Genomic DNA, 17,609 nt, shown 5'->3' with positions numbered 1-17,609 from the left:
AAGCGTATAAAGTTCCTATGCAAGTGCCGACAGGCATACGTCCAGGTTACATCGATTTGGGACGCGGCCGGTTGTCCGACAGCCCTTTGACCCGGCGGCCCAGGTAGGCCCAAAAAGGCAGAGGCTTCTCCTTGACATAGTACATGACATCAGCGTCCGGAGCCAGGATAATGCCGAGCAGATGATGCTCGCCGGAGAAGATCGCCCGCTTCACGAACTTGCTCTCGCCCGCCAGATTCAGAATTTCAAGCCGGCAGAAGGCCGCATTCTGTGACAACGCTTGGTGGATCTCCTGCTTGGTCCGGACGGCGGTCCCGTTGACCTTATACAGCGACTCGCCGACCTGAAGGCCGAGTTCGGCTGCGGGGCTGCCGGGCAGGATGCCCAGGATCTTGAGCCCCTTGCTGCCGTGAACGAACACCGGACTGCGCCTCGATTCGTCCCATCGGCTGTAGAAGACGATCGCTTCATGCAGGAGAATGCAGAGCAGCGATACGGCCAAGAGCGACGGTGCCCACCAGACGGAGAGAACCGTGAGCAGCAGCAGAAGTGCGGCATAGAGCACGAGCAGGCCCGAGCTCAACTGTACTTTCTCCCGCGGCAGCCGCGAGGTCGTCATATCGGTAAACCCGATCATGACGGGAAGGGCCAGCAGCGTCCAGCCTCCTGCCCATAGGTCCCCGCCGAGCAGCGGCGTCCACGGCAGCGGTACTCCGCCGCCCTGTACCGGGACGGTCAGGAACAGGGCCATCGGCCAAAATCCCTGCAGTTGGTAGCCGCCGACAATTTTGCCCCGCTTGCTCTCCACGAAGACGGGAGTGCCGAACCGGGTGCCCTGCCGGCGGACCAGCAGCGCCTCGACGAGATGAAGCACCGCCACCAGCGCGAACAGCGAAGGCATATGCAGCGCGAGCAGTGAATCTATCGCCCAGCGCCAGGTTACCGCCTCCTGCAGCGCAGGGAAGCTCACCAGCAGCGCCTGGAGCATGCCCAGTACGCCGACCGCATAGGCCCAGCATAAGAATCGCACACGAACCCAGATGAGCAGCAGGGATACGATCCACAGCAGCACCACGGCCTCCGGCTGTACCACCGCCCCGATCCCTGCCATTACGGCGGAAGCAGCGAGTCCGCCGATCCAGCCCCACAGGACGGTTCTCCAGGTCTCGGAGATCAGGGAATGAAGCTTGGTTGAGAAGAGCCTGCGCTCCAGCAGAATCTGCCGGCGGTATTGAAGCACGATAAACAGAATCCCCACATAGTAAAACGGATTCAGAAGCAGTTCCGTCAGGGCCGTCAGCCCCCGGAATCCCCAATCGAACATTACGCCCATGGCTGACTCCCTTACGTCGTGTTGTAGATCAAAAGAGTTTATAAAAAGGGCAGAAAAAAAAGAAAGAAGAAGGTCAGTTCCCAAGGGCTCGGGAACTGCCTTCTTACATGTGTTCGACGCGGGACCCCCATTTCCTGCTTTACAAGAAAAACACAGGTTGACGAGAGGACCCGGCGTCGGGCTATGAAATGATCCTTAGGGGTTGACCGTCTGCTGCATGTACTGCTGGGCCGCTTTGAGCTGCAGGTCATTCTTCGGCTCGCGGATGGCGGCCAGAACCGCTTTCTCCAGCTTGTTCGCCGTCTCCGTATCGACTTCGCCCGTAACCGGCAGGTCGTTCAGCCGCTGGAACGCTTTGACGGCTGTTGCCGTCTGCTGGCTGAAGTAGCCGTCCGTGCGGTCCGGATTCAGAGCCAGGCCCTGCAGCATGATCTGGAGGTTCTTCACGTCCTCGCTGTTCGTATCCGGCTTCAGCGTCTCCTTCTTCGAGAGCGGTGCGGCCTTGAAGAAGGCAGGCTGCTCGACAGCCAGATCCGGCGCAATGCCCTTCTTGTGAATCCACGTGCCGTTCGGCGTAAGCCATTTGTACACGGTCATCTTGATGTTGCTGCCGTCGCCCATCTCTTCCTCGAAGGTCACCTGAACGGTACCTTTGCCGAAGGTGTTCTCCCCGATGAGCTTGCTGCCTACGGAGTCATGAAGCGCACCGGCGAGAATCTCGGAAGCGCTGGCGCTTCCCTTATTGATCAGCACCGAGACCGGGTAAGGCTTGCCGCTGCCTTTGGAAGGCGTGACTTCCTTCTCCCCCTTGCGGTTCTCGATCTGCACGATCGCTTTGTCCTTCGGCACGAAAGGCTCGACGATCTCGACAACCGCCGACAGCAGGCCGCCGGGATCATTGCGCACGTCGATGATGAGCCCTTTCATCCCCTTATCCTCGAGCAGCTTCAGCTCTTCCTGGAAGCGCTTCGCGGTGTTGCTTGCGAACTGGCGGATCTCGATCTTGCCGATTTGTCCTTCGAGCATCTCACCGTACACCGTCTCCACATCGATATCGTCGCGGACGACGATGATCTGGATCGGTTCAGGAGAGCCCGACCGCGCGATCTCGATCTTGGCCTGCGTTCCCTTCGGCCCGCGGATCTTCATGATCGCCTGATTGAGCGTCTGCCCTTCCAGCGATTCGCCGTTCACCGACAGGATCACATCGTTCGCATGCAGACCCGCCTTCTCGGCGGGCGACCCCTTGATCGGTGCCACGATCATAATGCGGCCGTCCTCCGAGGTCACTTCCGCTCCGATCCCTTGGAAGGACGAGGAGATGTTCTCGTCAAACTGCTGGGCTTCCTTCTGATCCATATAGACCGTGAAAGGATCATCCAGCGTAGAGAGCATGCCGTTAATAGCCCCGTTGACCACCTTCTCGCGGTCCACTTCGGTGAGGAACTTGTTCTCGATGAGTCCATACGTCGTAGCAATCTTGTTATAATCTTTTTGCGTCAGCCCCGACTTGACTTCCGCCCCTGCGGCCCCTTTGCCGACAGCCGCAAAAATGGACGGATTCACAATCGTCAGCGTCATGATGCTGCTGGCAAACATCCCGAGCAGCACGAAAGCGATCACCGTGCGTCCCTTGAACGTCATTTCTCTCTCCACACCGCCTTTGCTCTTCCCACGAAACTTGCGCCGCTTGTCTCTGTAGTGTATGACAAGCCTTTCCTAATTATGAGAGCCAAGCCGTTATTTTTGGCCGATATACGGCTTCGGATCCACGGTACGCTCATTGAGGCGGACTTCAAAATGCAGGTGATTGCCGGTCGAACGTCCGGTGGAGCCCACTTCAGCGATCTTCTGGCCTTTCTTAACCGTCTCACCCTTGTCAACGACGATGCCGCCGTTCCGGATGTGGCCGTACAAGGTCCATACCCCGCTGCCGTGGTCGATAATCACCGTGTTGCCGTAGCCGCTCCAAGCCTGGGCCAGAATGACAACACCGTCTTCAGCCGCGAGAATATCCGTACCGTTCGGTGCAGGCAGATCGACCCCGCTGTGGGAAGCGGAACGTCCCGTAATCGGGTCGACCCGTGTTCCGAAGTCGGAGGATTTGTTCACATAACTGCGAAGCGGATAGCCGAACTTCCCACCGGGCGTGTACGTATACGCCTGCGGCGAAGAGATGATGCCCTTGTTGGCCGAATTCTTCTTGGCTGCAGCGGCTGCCGCTGCGGCCGCTGCTTTCTGCCTTGCCTGCTGCAGCGCCTGCTGCTTCTTGGACTCCGCTGCGGCCATCGCGACGACCTGCTGCTCCGCTTCCTCGCTGATATGCTCCAGCGCCTCTTCCTGCTGGCTGAGGCTGGCAATCCGCACTTCCTTCTCCTTCTCTTTCTCCACAAGATCGGCTTTGATCTCCGAAACTTGTCCGTATAAGGTTTTTACCTCGGCGAGCTTCTGTTCAATCACGACCCGCTTGTCGGCAATCACCTTATGGTCGCGCTTGTTCGCCTCGAGGATATCCTTGTCCTGCGATACGATGGACTGCAGCGCCTGCAGACGGTCCAGGAAATCGCTGAAGCTCGTAGCGCTCAAGAGCACATCCGCGTACGATACCGCGCCGTTCATATACATCAGCCGGAGCCTTGACTTCAGCAGCTGGTCACGCGTTTCAATGCGCACTTCCGCTTCGTCGAGCTCCACGGCATTTTGTTCAAGGGAGGTTTTAACGGTGTAGATCTGTTCATTGAGCTGGTTCAGCTTCGTGTTGGTCGAATCGATCTGCCCAATCAGTGCATCAAGGTCACCTTCGGTCCGCGCCTTCTCGTTCTGCACCTGGGTGATCTGCTTGTCCGTCTCCGCCTGTTTCTTCTGGTAAGCATTCTTCTGCTGTCTGAGCTGGTTCAGCTCATTTTGGATGCGCTGGGTTTCGGATGCTGCGAATCCGGACTGCGGTAAGATGAGCGTTCCGATCAGGCCGGCTGCGACGACTAAAGGGACATAAGACTTGTTTGACAACACGTGTTCCTCCCCTGTTACCATAATCTATAGTTCGTGCCGGGATTCCCAGCATTATAAGCTTCGGATCAGCGCGTCCTTCCCCTGACCGGTTCCCCGGTCAAACGCGCGCAAACTTGCGGACCGATATCGTGCTTCCCCACACACCGATAATCACGCCGATGCCAAGGAGCAGCGCACCGGTCTTCAGGCCCACCTCATCAAAAGGCAGCAGCTGGATCAGCATCAGATTGAGATCGAGCTGAACCCAGCGCATCAGCTGCCAATAGCCGTACAGCAGCACTACGATCGGAATCAGGGATCCGATCAGGCCCAGCAGGGCGCCTTCAATGAAGAAGGGCCACCGGATGAACGCGTTCGTCGCGCCGACGAGCTTCATAATCGAAATTTCGCGGCGCCGCGCAATGATCGTAAGCTTGATCGTATTGGCGATTAAGAACATCGCCGTCAGTGCCAGTGCCGCTACCAGGACAAGACCCACATTGCGGACGACCGAGGTGACCTTGAACATCGTCTCAACCGTTCCCTTGCCGTAGTTGACCCGGTGAATCGTCTTCACCGGATCGTCCGGCGAATTCAGCTTCTCGATGGTCTGCGCTACGGCGGCCACTTCACGCGGCTCCGTCACTTCCACCGTGAAGGAATCGTTAAGCGGGTTGTCATCCTCGCCTTCCAATCCTTCGAGCAGCTGTCTGCCGCTCTCCCCAAGCCGCTCCCGCAGAAGCGCAAGACCTTCCTCTTTGGAGACGAACGTCACCTGCTTCACCTGCGGAATCTCTTTGATCTTGGCTGCCACCTCATTGATCTTCTCCTGCGGGGTGTTCACTTCCAGATACACCCGGATCTCCACCTGACGCTCGATCTGCTGAGCCAGATAGTTCACGTTGAGCGTCAGCAGCAGGAACACGCCCAGGATCAGGAGTGAGATGGCGATAGAAGCCACGGAGGCAAAAGACATCCAGCCGTTGCGCGCCACATTCTTGGTGCCTTCCCGAAGATGTCTGGCTGCGGTGCTAATCCTCATAGCCGTAATCTCCTCTCACCTGGTCGCGGACGATCCGGCCGCCTTCGATGGCAAGCACCCGCTTGCGCATCGAGTTCACAATCTCCCGGTTATGGGTCGCCATGACGATGGTCGTCCCTCGGAAGTTGATCTCCTCCATCAGCTTCATAATGCCCCAGGAAGTTTCCGGATCCAGGTTCCCCGTAGGCTCGTCCGCAATGATCACGGAAGGATTGTTGACGATGGCACGGGCGATGGCCACCCGCTGCTGCTCTCCGCCGGAGAGCTGGGTTGGCAGGGAGTGAATCTTGTCTTTGAGGTTCACCAGCTCCAGCACTTCGAGCGTACGCTTCTTGATGATCTTCTTCGGAGCCTCGATGACCTCCATGGCAAAAGCCACATTCTCGAAGACCGTCAGCTTCGGCAGCAAACGGTAGTCCTGGAAGATCACGCCGATATTGCGGCGCACAAACGGAATCTTGCGCTGCTTCAGCTTCTCAAGGTTGAATCCGTTGACGAAAATGGTCCCCTTGGTCGGGCGCTCTTCTCTATAGATTAATTTCATGAATGTCGATTTACCGGCCCCGGAAGGACCCACGACGTAGACGAATTCGCTCTGGTCCACTTTTACGCTGATGCCGTTCAGGGCTTGGCCGCCGTTTGGGTACGTTTTCCACACGTCGTGCATTTCGATCACTGTATCACATCCTGTGAGATTTGCGAGTTTGATGGTTCTCTATGGGTGCAGCGCGCTCCGTCTCGAGCCGCCTGAAACTAACCTTGGGCCGCTTCGCTGGAATACCGGGTGAGCAGAACAAGGAAAGATCAGCCCCCGGCTTCATGACGAAACAACACAGAAGGCACATTTTCGTTCCAGCCAAAAAAAGCCAGAACGGTGCCAGCTTTTATAATTTCGACATAAAGTTCTAAATTCCTTTAGGGCCAAGTGATTTTCTACACATTGTCACAGGAGGGGCCTTTATCCGCCCCGATCCCTGCCATGCCTCCCCCAGCCCTGTCAGGCTTCGCCAAATCAAGACCCAATGTGGGGAGCCAACGTCCCCCTTTGCAGTCGTAGACCTTAGGAAGAGGCAAGTTTTGGGGCGTGTCCGCATAGAAATGAAGTGTGCCGCTTGTACGGTCCCCATCCGATTCTACCGCAAACAAAGGAGCAGGCCCTATGACATCGATCACTACGAGCAAGCGGCTTTCATACGGTGCAGCTGCCGGCCTCCTCCTGCTGCTGGCCTCTTCACTCGGCACGGCTGCGTACGGGCTTCATCCGCACATCCCGGCCGAGGCCCGGATCGGTGACTGGTCCATCGCCGGGCTGACGCCCGCCGAACTCGAGGAGCAGCTGGCGGCCAAAGAAGCGGCCCTGCTGTCGCTCCCTGTCCGGCTCGCCGTGAAGGAGGGCGAAGCCCGGCTCACCAAGAGCGTCACGCTCGGCCAGCTGGGCCTGGAGCTGCGCCACGAGGAGCTGCAGGCTCAGCTGCAGCCTCTGCGGCAGGGCTCGCCGTGGGAACGCGCGGCCGCCCGCTGGAAGCTGCGCGGCGCTTCGTGGCAGCTCACGATGCAGCTGCCGGAGGAGAAGCTGCACGCAGCGCTTGCGGCCTCCTTCGCCGAAGTGTACAGCCGCAAGCCGCAGGATGCGCAGCGGATCATTGCAGCGGACGACACGATCCGCTATGTGCCGGAGCAGGCGGTCTCGCTTATCGATGAAGCCGTCCTGCGGGAAGCCCTGCTTGCGAAGCTGCCTACCTGGGGGGCTCTGGCCGGGACTCCGCTATCCTCCGGGTCGCCGGAGAACGGTGCGCCCCCCGATGCATCCCAGCCGCCGCTGGATCTCGAGGTGCCCCTTCGCACAGCGGCTCCTGGCGTGACGGTACAGTCGCTGCAGGCGCAGGGCATCTCCCGCAAGCTCATCGAATACACGACGAGCTACCCGCCCGGCAGCGCTTCTCCGGAGGGCCGGGTTCATAATGTCCGCTCTACCGCGTCGGTGATTCATGACGTACTGCTGAAGCCCGGCGAAGTCTTCGACTACGCGCCCTACATCGCCGAGACCGAGAAGCGCTTCGGGTTCCGAGAAGCCCCCGTCATCGTAGGCGGGAAGCTCGTGCCGGGCGTAGGCGGAGGCATCTGCCAGGTCTCCTCCACGCTGTACAATGCCGTGCTCCGGACGGGCCTGACGATCGTGGAACGCCGCAACCATTCCCTGCCGGTAAGCTATGTACCGCTCGGGCAGGATGCCACGTTCGCCACCGGGCATATCGGCTTCAAGTTCCGCAACAGCACCGACCACTACCTGCTCATCCGCACTTCGGCGACGGACAGGAGCATGACCGTAAAGCTGTTCGGACAGACCCCGCCGGAGTGGTCTTACGATATTGTTTCCAAAACGGTCGAGACCCTCCCGGCGCCGGTCAAATACGTACACAATCCTTCCCTGCGCAAAGGCAAACAGGAAACGTTGATCAAGGGCAAGCCCGGCTATGTCGTTGAAACCTACCGACGTAAGCTGAAAAATGGAGTGGTAATGGCTGAGGAAAAGATCTCCCGCGATACTTACAGCGCCCAGCCTACGGTTATTGCCTCTGCCAACGGGTCCGCCGCTTCCCGGGACCGCTCCGCACCTCCCTCGGGCAGTTCCCCCCGGGAGCCGTTGATCGAAGATGGGGTCAAAGGACCCAGCTATCGTTCCGCCCGTTAGCGCGTTAGCACACTCAAGCCGTACAAATAACCCCCGCCGCCTGCACTTCCCCGGATATATCCAGGGAACGGTTAGCAGGCATGCGGGGGTTATGTTTTGATGGAACGCTTGGGAGACTAACGATTACCGCCGCTCCCTTTCGCGGGCATTACCGGCTTTTCGCGAAAAAGTCATCGAACCAGGCAGTCGCCGCGGCATGCACCGCTTCCGCCCGTTCAATCGCACCACTCACCTGGGCTGAGGCCGTACCTCCATAGACGTTGCGGGCATTCACAACGCTCTCCGGCTGGAGCACCTGGAAAATATCCTGGTCGAACAGCTTCGAGAACTGGTGGTACTCTTCCAACTTCAGATCGAGCAAGTATTTGCCGTTCTGGATGCAGTACAGGACCGTCTTGCCGATGACTTCATGAGCCTGGCGGAACGGCATGCCTTTGTTCACGAGATAGTCGGCGATATCCGTCGCATTGGAGAAGTCCTGGTTGACCGCCTGGCGCATCCTATCCTTGTTGACCTTCATCGTTGCGATCATCGGGGCGTAGAGCTGCAGCGCACCCTGCAGGGTGCGGACGGTGTCGAACATGCCTTCCTTGTCTTCCTGCATGTCTTTGTTATAAGCCAGCGGCAGCGACTTCAGCACCGTCAGCAGGCCGAACAGGTTGCCGTATACCCGGCCGGTCTTGCCGCGCACCAGCTCGGGAACGTCCGGATTCTTCTTCTGCGGCATGATCGAGCTGCCCGTACAGAACGCATCGTCGAGCTCAATGAAGCGGAACTCGGTGCTCGACCACATCACGAATTCTTCGCTCAGACGCGAGAGATGGGTCATGATCAGGGAAGCGTTCGCCAGGAATTCGACGATAAAGTCGCGGTCCGACACGGCGTCGAGCGAGTTCTCGTATACGCCGTCGAAGCCGAGCTGTTTTGCCACAAAATGGCGGTCGATCGGGAACGTCGTACCGGCCAGTGCACCGGCGCCGAGAGGCAGCACATTGATCCGCTTGTAGCTGTCCTGCAGACGTTCGATGTCCCGCTGGAACATCGAGACATACGCCATCAAGTGATGGGCGAACAGGATTGGCTGTGCCCGCTGCAGATGCGTGTAGCCCGGAACAATCGTATCCAGGTTCGCTTTCGCCTGGCCGATGAGCGCTTCCTGGATTTTGTTCAGGAGGCCGACGAACTCGACCACCCGTTTGCGGAGCCACAGGTGCATATCCGTTGCGACCTGATCGTTGCGGCTGCGGCCGGTATGAAGCTTCCCGCCTACCGGACCAACCTCATCGATCAGCGCCTTCTCGATATTCATATGAATGTCTTCGTCGCTGACCGTAAACTCCAGTTCGCCGCGGCGGATCATATTCTGGACCTTGTGCAGCCCGTCCTTGATCTTCTCCACGTCATCCAGAGGAAGAATGCCGCACTTGCCGAGCATCGTCACATGGGCGAGACTGCCCTGAATATCCTCTTCCGCCAGCTCTTTATCGAACAGGATCGATGCCGTATATTCCTCCACGAGCTGATCCGTCTTCTTCGTAAACCGTCCACCCCAAAGCTTAGACACGTTAGGTTGCTCCCCTCTCCGGTTCATCCATCAACTATGCAAAATACATAAAATCATGCGCACTTCGCTGCAGCCTGCGGGCCGCGCAGAAACCGACATAACACAGGCATAGGGCCCTCCCCCGGCGGCTTATGCCGCGGAGAGAGAAACCCTACTTAGTACAAACCGCTGCGCTTGGTTTCTTACGCTTGATCGGCGTTCTTCTTCACACCTGCGGCTACACGAAGACGCAGTGCGTTCAGGCGGATGAAGCCTGTGGCATCGCCCTGGTCGTAGGCCTTGGTCGGATCGGCTTCCATCGTGGCGATATTCGGGTTGTAGAGCGAAACCGGGCTCTTCACACCCGCTGCGATCACATTGCCCTTGTAGAGCTTCAGGCGAACGGTACCGCTGACGTTCTTCTGGCTCTCGGTGACGAGGGCCTGTACAGCCAGACGCTCCGGAGCGAACCAGAAGCCATTGTATACGAGCGAAGCATACTTCGAGATGAGGGAATCGCGCAGGTGCATCACTTCACGGTCCATGGTGAGCGACTCGATCTTGCGGTGAGCCGTGAACAGGATCGCGCCGCCCGGTGTCTCGTACACACCGCGGCTCTTCATGCCGACGAAGCGGTTCTCTACCATATCCACGCGGCCCACGCCATGCTTGCCGCCGAGCTCATTGAGCTTCTCCATGATGTGCAGCGGAATCATCCGCTCGCCGTTAATGGCGACACAGTCGCCCTGTTCGAACTCCAGCTCGATGTATTCCGCCTGGTCCGGCGCATCTTCGGGGTCAGCAGAGAGCAGGAACATTTCTTTGTTCTCCGGTGCACTGGCGTCGAACCATGGATCCTCAAGCACGCCGCTCTCATAGGAGATGTGCAGCAGGTTGCGGTCCATGGAATACGGCTTGGATGCCGATGCCGTAACGGGAATGCCGTGCTTCTCGGCGTATGCGATCATCTCGGCGCGGCCTGGGAACTGCTCGCGGAACGACTCGAGACGCCAAGGCGCGATCACTTCGATGTCCGGTGTCAGCGCGGCCGCCGTCAGCTCGAAGCGGACTTGGTCGTTGCCTTTGCCGGTTGCGCCGTGGGCAATCGCCGTCGCGCCTTCCGCCAGCGCGATCTCGACCATGCGCTTGGCGATCAGCGGACGGGCAATGCTCGTGCCGAGCAGGTACTGTCCCTCATACAGGGCGCCCGCCTGGAACATCGGGAAGATGAAATCCTTCGCGAACTCTTCGCGCAGGTCGTCGATGTAGACCTTGGAGGCGCCGGTGCTCAGGGCCTTCTCTTCCAAGCCGTCGAGCTCTTCCTTCTGGCCGATATCCGCTGTGAACGCGATGATCTCGGCATCATAGGTTTCCTTAAGCCACTTCAATATGATGGATGTATCCAGTCCGCCCGAATAGGCCAGTACAATCTTCTGCTTTGCCATGCTTCTCCCGCTCTCCTTTGTGTTCGCACTATCATTCCGGCTGCCGGGCCGCAGGGAGCGATCTCAGCCAGCGGCCAAGATCCTTCCCTTCCCCTTCCCGGACCTATACCCCGCCGGTCTGTTCTACATAATGGCGGCCATAACGGCCTTCTGCGCGTGCAGACGGTTCTCCGCCTGATCGAAAATAACGGAATTGCTTCCGTCGATAACCCCTTCGGACACTTCTTCCCCGCGGTGTGCAGGCAGACAGTGCATGAACAGGTAATCTTTCTTCGCATATTTGACAAGCGCTTCGTTCACCTGGTAGTTCTTGAACGCAAGCTCCCGCTCCTTCTGCTCCGCCTCGAAGCCCATGCTCGCCCAGACGTCCGTGTAGACGACATCCGCATCCGCGATCGCCTCCACCGGATCCGTGCCGATCCAGATCGAGCTGCCGGCCTTGGACGCCGCATCCTTCGAGAGCTGAAGCACTTCGCTGTCCGGCTCATAGCCCTGCGGCGTTGCTACCGCAAAGTTCACGCCGAGCTTCGCCGCGCCCATCATCAGCGAGTGCACCATATTGTTGCCGTCGCCGATGTATGCCATCTTCAGACCCTGCAGGCGACCCTTCTTCTCCTGGACCGTCTGGAAATCCGCCAGTGCCTGGCAGGGATGGGACAGATCGGTCAGCCCGTTGATGACCGGCACCGTCGCGCCGCGGGCCAGTTCGATCACCGTCCGGTGCGCATAGGTGCGGATCATGATGCCGTCGAGGTAGCGCGACATCGTCTGCGCCGTGTCGTGGATCGTCTCCCCGCGTCCGAGCTGCAGGTCGTTCTTGCTGAGGAACAGCGCATGCCCGCCAAGCTGGTACATCCCTACTTCAAAGGAAACACGCGTACGCGTGGACGATTTCTCAAAAATCATGCCGAGGGTCTTGCCCTTCAGCGGCTGAAACACCTCACCGGCCTGGTTCTTCTTCTTGAGATTGATTGCCAGGTCGATCAAATATTGAATCTCTTCCGGCGCATAATCCACCAGACCGATAAAATCGCGCCCTTTCAGGCTGATCTCGATATCCTGCTCTGTCGTTCCCGCCATGGATGCATCTCCCTTCGTTCTTGCAGCGGCCCCCAAGGCACGGCTCTCCGGATCTTTCCGGAGCAGCCGGCCGGAAGCCGCCGCCGCTTTGTATATTAAACCGCTGCTGCGGCTGCTTTCTTTGCCAGTTCCGCCGCAATGGCCGCGATGCCCCGGTCCAGATCTTCCCTGCCGATGAGCAGGCTCGGTGCCAGACGGATGACGTTCGGTCCCGCCGAAATCACAAGAATCCCTTGGTCGAGCAGCGAGCCGATGATTTCGCCGGCCGGCACGGTCAGGCCGATGCCCAGCAGAAGCCCCAGCCCGCGGACTTCCGTCACCAGCGGGTTGCCGTCCAGCTGTCTTTTCAGCTCGCTCAGCGCGTAAGCGCCCAGTTCTTCCGCCCGCTCCGGCAGCTTCTCCTCCAGCATGACCTCAAGCGTCGCCAGCCCTGCCGCCGTCGCAAGGTAATTGCCGCCGAAGGTCGAGCCGTGGCTGCCGGCGGAGAAGGCTTCGCGAAGCTTTTCCTTACCGAGCATGGCGCCGATCGGCATTCCGCTCCCAAGACCTTTGGCCAGCGTGAAGATATCCGGCTCGATGCCGTAGTGCTCATAGGCGAACAGCTTGCCCGTACGGCCCATGCCTGTCTGGATCTCATCGACGATGAGCAGCAGACCATGTTCCTCGCAGAGCTCCACGATGCGCTTAACGAAGGCCGGGTCGGCTGCGTTCACGCCTCCCTCTCCCTGCACCATCTCCAGCATAATCGCACAAGTCCGGGAGGAGATGAGCTTCTCAAGCGCCTCTGCGTCATTGAATGGCGCATAGAGGAAGCCTTGAGGCAGCGGGGCAAAGCCCTCCTTGACCTTATCCTGCCCTGTCGCGGTCAGCGTAGCCAGCGTGCGGCCGTGGAACGACATGTGGAAGGTGATAATCTCGAAGCGCTCCGGCTGGCCCAGCACCTTCTGGAAGTACCGGCGGGCGAGCTTGATAGCCGCCTCATTCGCTTCCGCCCCACTGTTGGAGAAGAACACCGCGTCGGCGCAGGAATGCTGCACCAGCCGTTCAGCCAGCTTCTCCTGGTTCGGAATGCGGTACAGGTTGCTCGTATGCCACAGCGTATCGATCTGCTCCTTCAGCCGCTCGCCCACACGCTTCGGCGCATGCCCCAGATTCGTAACCGCAATCCCGCACATCAGGTCCAGATACTCCTTGCCGTTCTCATCCCACAGCCTGCTGCCTTCTCCCTTCACAAATGCAAAAGGATACCGTCCGTAGTTCGGAAACAAAGCGCTTTGAGCCTCTCCCATGTCGTTCACTCCTTTATTTAATCGATGTAGGATTCCAATCTTAGTTCCGTACGATCCGCGTGCCGATGCCGCCTTCACGGAGCACCCTGCTGAGTACGGCCGGTTCGGAGCCGTTCACGATCACGACTTCCTTCACGTTCCCCTGAATGCACTGCACGGCTGCCCGCACCTTCGGAATCATGCCGCCATAGATTTCGCCGCTCTCGATCATCTCGTCGATCTCCTGAACCGTAACGGAAGGAAGCACCCGCTTCTCCCCGTCCACCGTCTTCAGGATGCCCGGAACATCCGTCACTACTATCATCCGCTCGACACCGATGTGCGATGCTACCGCTCCGGCCGCCGTATCCGCGTTGATGTTATAGCGCTGCCCGCCGTCGGCGCCGATGCCGACCGGGGCGATGACCGGCATGTAGCCCATCGCTACGATGCCCTGAACCAGCTCTCCGTTGACATTCGTTACGTCGCCGACCAGTCCCACTTCGTGCGCGTTCTTCACCGGCTCCGCCTGGATCAGATGCCCGTCGACACCGGAGAGGCCGATCGCCTTCGCTCCGGAGCGCTGGATCTTGCGCACGATCTCTTTGTTGATCTGCCCTGCGAGGACCATCTCGACCACGTCGAGCACCCTCTCGTCCGTGCGCCGCAGACCGTTCACGAACTCCGTCTCGATTCCGAGCTTGCCGAGCGTATCCGAGATCGCCGGACCGCCGCCGTGGACGATGACCGGTATAAGTCCCTGCTCCTGCAGAATACGGAGGTCTTCAAAGAAAGCGTCCGGCAGGGCAGCGAGCGTGCTGCCCCCGCATTTCATCACAAAGCAGTCTTTCATCCGCGCGTATCCCCTTTTACTCTATATCCCTTGCAGGCCGCAGCCCAGCTCTTTCGGAAAGCGGCCCATATCTTCTCTCAGCAGTCCCGGGCAAGTAACCCGGTTACGTCCGGTAAGCAGCATTGATCCGCACATAATCGTACGTGAGATCGCAGCCCCAAGCGGTCGCCGATACATCTCCCATATGCAGATCGACGTGGATCAGGACAAAGTCGCCCTTGAGGTATTCCGCCGCCCGCTCTTCGTCGAACTTCACCGGACGCGACTGTTCCAGCACGGTGATATCGCCGAGGCGCACATCCACCGTCTCCGTCTCCACCTTGTACCCGGCTCGGCCGACGGCCGCAATGATCCGGCCCCAGTTCGCGTCAGCACCGTAAACCGCCGTCTTCACGAGAGAGGAGCCGATGACCGTCTTGGCGATGGCCCGTGCCGCCTCTTTCGAATCCGCGCCGGTAATGGTGACCTCCACGAGCTTCGTCGCCCCCTCGCCGTCACGTGCAATCGCTTTGGCGAGATGCTCGCCGACGAAGGCAAACGCAGCCTGGAACGCTTCCCAGTCCGGGTGCTGCGGAGTCAGTGCTTCCCCGCCCGCAAGTCCGCTGGCCATAACGACGACCATATCGTTCGTGCTCGTATCGCCGTCCACGGTAATCATATTGAACGTGGAATCGGTCACCTCGCTCAGCAGCTTCTGCAGGTCCGCGCTTGCCACGTTGGCATCCGTGGTGATGAAGCCGAGCATCGTAGCCATGTTCGGGTGGATCATGCCGGAGCCTTTGGCGGCTCCCGCAATATGCACCGTTCGGCCCCCGACCGTCAGCGACACGCAGATCTCCTTCTTGACGAGATCCGTGGTCAGGATCGCCTGGCAGAAGTCGTCGCCGCCATCCGCACTCACGCCTGCCGGCAGCCGCTCGATCCCCGGGAGCACCTTGCCCATCGGCAGCAGTTCCCCGATCACACCGGTTGAGGTGACGCCGACGAGATGCTCGGCTACGCCGAATGCCTTGGCGCCGGCCGCACGCATCGCACGGGCATCGTCCACGCCCTGCTGACCGGTGCACGCATTGGCGTTACCGGAATTGACCAGCATCACCTGCAGCGTACCGCCTTCGGCAATGCTCTCCTTCGTCACGCCCAGCGGCGCAGCCTGAAACTGGTTGAGCGTATACACGCCCGCTGCCTGTGCAGGCACTTCGCATACAATTACGCCAAGGTCATGGCGTTCCGTCTTCTTCAGTCCGCAGTGCAGTCCCCCTGCGCGGAATCCCGCGGGCGTCGTTACGGAGCCGTCCGGCACCACCACGAACGCTGCTTTGCCTACCGTCATCGCTCTTCTCTCCCGTTCTGCCAATTATGGAAAAGGCCGCTTAAGGATATACAGGACTGAATGCCAGCCCCGTGCCCTCGTCCCAGCCCATCATGAGGTTCAAGTTCTGAATTGCCTGGCCCGCCGCGCCTTTGACCACGTTGTCGATGACCGAGATGACCGTCAGACGGCCGGTACGCGGGTCCAGGGACAAGCCGATGTCGCAGTAATTGGAGCCGAGCACCTGCTTCGTAGCCGGAAACTTGCCCTTCTCGAGGATCCGTACGAACCGCCGTCCTTCATAATAGGAACGGAACAGCTCGAAGATCTCCTCCTCGCTGCGGGCTTCCTTCAGATTGACATAGATCGTGGACAGAATTCCCCGCGTCATCGGTACAAGATGCGTCGTGAACGTGATCACGGCTTCTTCTCCTGCGAGACGGGAGATCGTCTGTTCGATTTCAGGCGTATGCTGGTGCTTGTTGACCTTGTAGGCCAGGAAATTCTCGTTCATCTCCGAGTAGTGCACCGTCAGGCTGAGACCGCGTCCCGCACCCGATACACCGGACTTGGCATCGACGATGATCGACTTCGGGTCGATCCACCGGTTAGCCGCCAGCGGAGCAAGCCCCAGTGCCGTAGCCGTCGGATAGCAGCCCGGATTGGATACGAAGTCCGCTCCCTTGACGTCGTCTCCGAATACCTCGGAGAGCCCGTATACCGCTTTGTTTATGTAGTCCGGATCAGCCGGCTTATGTTTGTACCATTGTTCGTAATCTTCGCCGTTCTTCAGCCGGAAGTCGCCCGAGATGTCGACCACCTTGAGTCCTGCCTCCAGGAGCTTCGGCGACAGCTCGCTGCTGATGCCGTGCGGGGTGGCCAGGAAGACGACATCCGCCTTCTCTTTCAAGAGGTCCACAACAACCGCATCCAGCTTGTCGGTCAGAATTCCGTTCAGGTGCGGAAACCCATCCGCGATGGATGCCCCGGCGTTCGAAGACGAAACAACCGAAGTGATCGCCACATGGGGATGCGCCAGCAGCAGTCGGATCGTTTCCGCTCCGCCGTATCCTGTCGCGCCTACAATGGCCGCTCTTACTTGTGTAGACATAATCCGTTCCCTCCACATGCAAACTATGTATTATTATACATTCGGGGGTATAATAATTCAATGCATTTTTTCATGAGTCAGCATTACGGCTGTAAGGCAGGCTCATCTTACTTCAGCCCGTCAGAAGAGCCGGCGGCCTTCATCCCACCCTGGCTTTCTATCCGTTAAAGACAGGCGTTTCCCACCCTACTCATCGTACCCCAGCTCTTCGGGCTCTGCAACCTTTGTCTTCCGGCAGGAGTGCGTCCTCGCCCCCCGGCTCTGCCTCTTCCGCCGCTCCTGTTCCCTTCGCCTTCCCCTTTCCGCTTTTGTCATTTTTCCCACCGGCCGGCAAGGACTCCTCCCCGGGGAAGAGCGGGAATGTTCTTGAACTCAAGGGATGGTGCATGGTAAAATTTGAGTTGCCTTCTAGGCGTCAATGAATCGGGGAATGGGTAGCCATGACAAAAATCGAAGCCGACTTCGGCAATCTGGTGAAAGCGTTTCGCAAGAAGCATATGGGCAAAGGTCCGCGCGAAATTCGCACCACGTTCTGCAAGAACTGGGCCATCTGTGAGATGGAGGGGCATCTCTCTCCTGTCGAGAAGTTCATCGCTACGGCGACCGACGGCAAGCAGGCGCTTCGCACCGCTCGTACCGAGATGGTCAAGGAGATGTACCGGACCCACCGGCCCGTTGAGATGGAAGAGCTGCTCGGTGCCCGCTTCGTGGACCTGTTCGTCGACATCGATCTCGATCAGGATATCGGTATGAGCATCTTCGTCTTTGACCGAGACATCCAGCATAAGACCGGCCTATAAGGCCGCTTATTTTTTTAAGGTCGTACTCCCATAACAGGCATGCCGGCTCTCCCCGGACCGCCTTCACCGGTTGACCGGCCTTCTAACTTCATACGTGCCGTTGGCACTTGGCAGCGACCCTGCTCAAGACTAACCGCCG

At 59.0% G+C, this 17,609-nt stretch carries 14 protein-coding genes; 2 read left to right on the top strand and 12 right to left on the bottom strand.

Annotated elements, in window-relative coordinates:
* Positions 1-46 precede the first annotated feature (46 nt).
* The 5 genes from ACP26L_RS00685 to ftsE all read right to left on the bottom strand — a co-directional run bounded on the left by ACP26L_RS00685 (position 47) and on the right by ftsE (position 6,042).
* Positions 47-1,333, bottom strand: coding sequence for a PDZ domain-containing protein (locus ACP26L_RS00685; RefSeq protein ID WP_426450541.1), 1,287 nt, complete (start codon positions 1,331-1,333; stop codon positions 47-49).
* 195 nt (positions 1,334-1,528) lie between these two features.
* A complete protein-coding gene (locus ACP26L_RS00680; protein ID WP_426454774.1) occupies positions 1,529-2,977 on the bottom strand; it encodes a S41 family peptidase in 1,449 nt (482 codons plus the stop codon).
* A gap of 96 nt (positions 2,978-3,073) precedes the next feature.
* Positions 3,074-4,342, bottom strand: coding sequence for a murein hydrolase activator EnvC family protein (locus ACP26L_RS00675; protein ID WP_426450540.1), 1,269 nt, complete (start codon positions 4,340-4,342; stop codon positions 3,074-3,076).
* Between the two features lie 100 nt (positions 4,343-4,442).
* Positions 4,443-5,366: a permease-like cell division protein FtsX gene (ftsX, locus tag ACP26L_RS00670; RefSeq protein WP_426450539.1), complete on the bottom strand. Its 924-nt coding sequence runs from the start codon at positions 5,364-5,366 to the stop codon at positions 4,443-4,445.
* A complete protein-coding gene (gene ftsE / locus ACP26L_RS00665; RefSeq protein WP_426450537.1) occupies positions 5,356-6,042 on the bottom strand; it encodes a cell division ATP-binding protein FtsE in 687 nt (228 codons plus the stop codon). Before ftsE ends, ftsX begins: the two co-directional genes overlap by 11 nt.
* Before the next feature lie 483 nt (positions 6,043-6,525).
* On the opposite strand from ftsE, the gene ACP26L_RS00660 reads away from it, so the two are divergent.
* On the top strand, positions 6,526-8,058 hold the full coding sequence (locus tag ACP26L_RS00660) for a VanW family protein (protein WP_426450536.1): 1,533 nt from the start codon (positions 6,526-6,528) through the stop codon (positions 8,056-8,058).
* A gap of 148 nt (positions 8,059-8,206) precedes the next feature.
* Here ACP26L_RS00660 and argH read toward each other — a convergent pair whose 3' ends face one another.
* The 7 genes from argH to argC all read right to left on the bottom strand — a co-directional run bounded on the left by argH (position 8,207) and on the right by argC (position 16,670).
* Complete coding sequence (gene argH / locus ACP26L_RS00655) at positions 8,207-9,622, bottom strand: argininosuccinate lyase (RefSeq protein WP_426450535.1); 1,416 nt, start codon at positions 9,620-9,622, stop codon at positions 8,207-8,209.
* 182 nt (positions 9,623-9,804) lie between these two features.
* Complete coding sequence (locus ACP26L_RS00650; RefSeq protein ID WP_426450534.1) at positions 9,805-11,046, bottom strand: argininosuccinate synthase; 1,242 nt, start codon at positions 11,044-11,046, stop codon at positions 9,805-9,807.
* 123 nt (positions 11,047-11,169) lie between these two features.
* Entirely contained in the window at positions 11,170-12,126 is a 957-nt protein-coding gene (gene argF, locus ACP26L_RS00645; RefSeq protein ID WP_426450533.1) for an ornithine carbamoyltransferase, read from the bottom strand.
* Between the two features lie 95 nt (positions 12,127-12,221).
* Positions 12,222-13,415, bottom strand: a complete 1,194-nt coding sequence (locus ACP26L_RS00640) for an acetylornithine transaminase (protein WP_426450531.1) — start codon at positions 13,413-13,415, stop codon at positions 12,222-12,224.
* A 40-nt stretch (positions 13,416-13,455) separates the two neighbouring features.
* Positions 13,456-14,247 (bottom strand): acetylglutamate kinase, encoded by a 792-nt coding sequence (gene argB, locus ACP26L_RS00635; protein WP_426450530.1) that lies wholly within the window; start codon positions 14,245-14,247, stop codon positions 13,456-13,458.
* A gap of 103 nt (positions 14,248-14,350) precedes the next feature.
* Complete coding sequence (gene argJ, locus ACP26L_RS00630; protein ID WP_426450529.1) at positions 14,351-15,580, bottom strand: bifunctional glutamate N-acetyltransferase/amino-acid acetyltransferase ArgJ; 1,230 nt, start codon at positions 15,578-15,580, stop codon at positions 14,351-14,353.
* Between the two features lie 40 nt (positions 15,581-15,620).
* Positions 15,621-16,670 (bottom strand): N-acetyl-gamma-glutamyl-phosphate reductase, encoded by a 1,050-nt coding sequence (gene argC / locus ACP26L_RS00625; protein WP_426450528.1) that lies wholly within the window; start codon positions 16,668-16,670, stop codon positions 15,621-15,623.
* 440 nt (positions 16,671-17,110) lie between these two features.
* On the opposite strand from argC, the gene ACP26L_RS00620 reads away from it, so the two are divergent.
* Entirely contained in the window at positions 17,111-17,470 is a 360-nt protein-coding gene (locus ACP26L_RS00620; protein ID WP_426450526.1) for a DUF2294 domain-containing protein, read from the top strand.
* Positions 17,471-17,609: the final 139 nt, after the last annotated feature.

The sequence above is a fragment of the Paenibacillus sp. S-38 genome (genome assembly GCF_049942825.1).
Lineage (GTDB): Bacteria > Bacillota > Bacilli > Paenibacillales > NBRC-103111 > Paenibacillus_G.
The sequence above is the reverse complement of the archived record's forward strand: the minus strand, read 5'-3'. Positions and strand labels throughout refer to the sequence as shown.

Coding starts and splice junctions, on each gene's coding strand:
- ACP26L_RS00685 (WP_426450541.1), bottom strand. CDS start 1,333: ATGGGCGTAATGTTCGATTGGGGATTCCGGGGGCTGACGGCCCTGACG.
- ACP26L_RS00680 (WP_426454774.1), bottom strand. CDS start 2,977: ATGACGTTCAAGGGACGCACGGTGATCGCTTTCGTGCTGCTCGGGATG.
- ftsX (WP_426450539.1), bottom strand. CDS start 5,366: ATGAGGATTAGCACCGCAGCCAGACATCTTCGGGAAGGCACCAAGAAT.
- ACP26L_RS00660 (WP_426450536.1), top strand. CDS start 6,526: ATGACATCGATCACTACGAGCAAGCGGCTTTCATACGGTGCAGCTGCC.
- ACP26L_RS00650 (WP_426450534.1), bottom strand. CDS start 11,046: ATGGCAAAGCAGAAGATTGTACTGGCCTATTCGGGCGGACTGGATACA.
- argF (WP_426450533.1), bottom strand. CDS start 12,126: ATGGCGGGAACGACAGAGCAGGATATCGAGATCAGCCTGAAAGGGCGC.
- ACP26L_RS00640 (WP_426450531.1), bottom strand. CDS start 13,415: ATGGGAGAGGCTCAAAGCGCTTTGTTTCCGAACTACGGACGGTATCCT.
- argB (WP_426450530.1), bottom strand. CDS start 14,247: ATGAAAGACTGCTTTGTGATGAAATGCGGGGGCAGCACGCTCGCTGCC.
- argJ (WP_426450529.1), bottom strand. CDS start 15,580: ATGACGGTAGGCAAAGCAGCGTTCGTGGTGGTGCCGGACGGCTCCGTA.
- argC (WP_426450528.1), bottom strand. CDS start 16,670: ATGTCTACACAAGTAAGAGCGGCCATTGTAGGCGCGACAGGATACGGC.
- ACP26L_RS00620 (WP_426450526.1), top strand. CDS start 17,111: ATGACAAAAATCGAAGCCGACTTCGGCAATCTGGTGAAAGCGTTTCGC.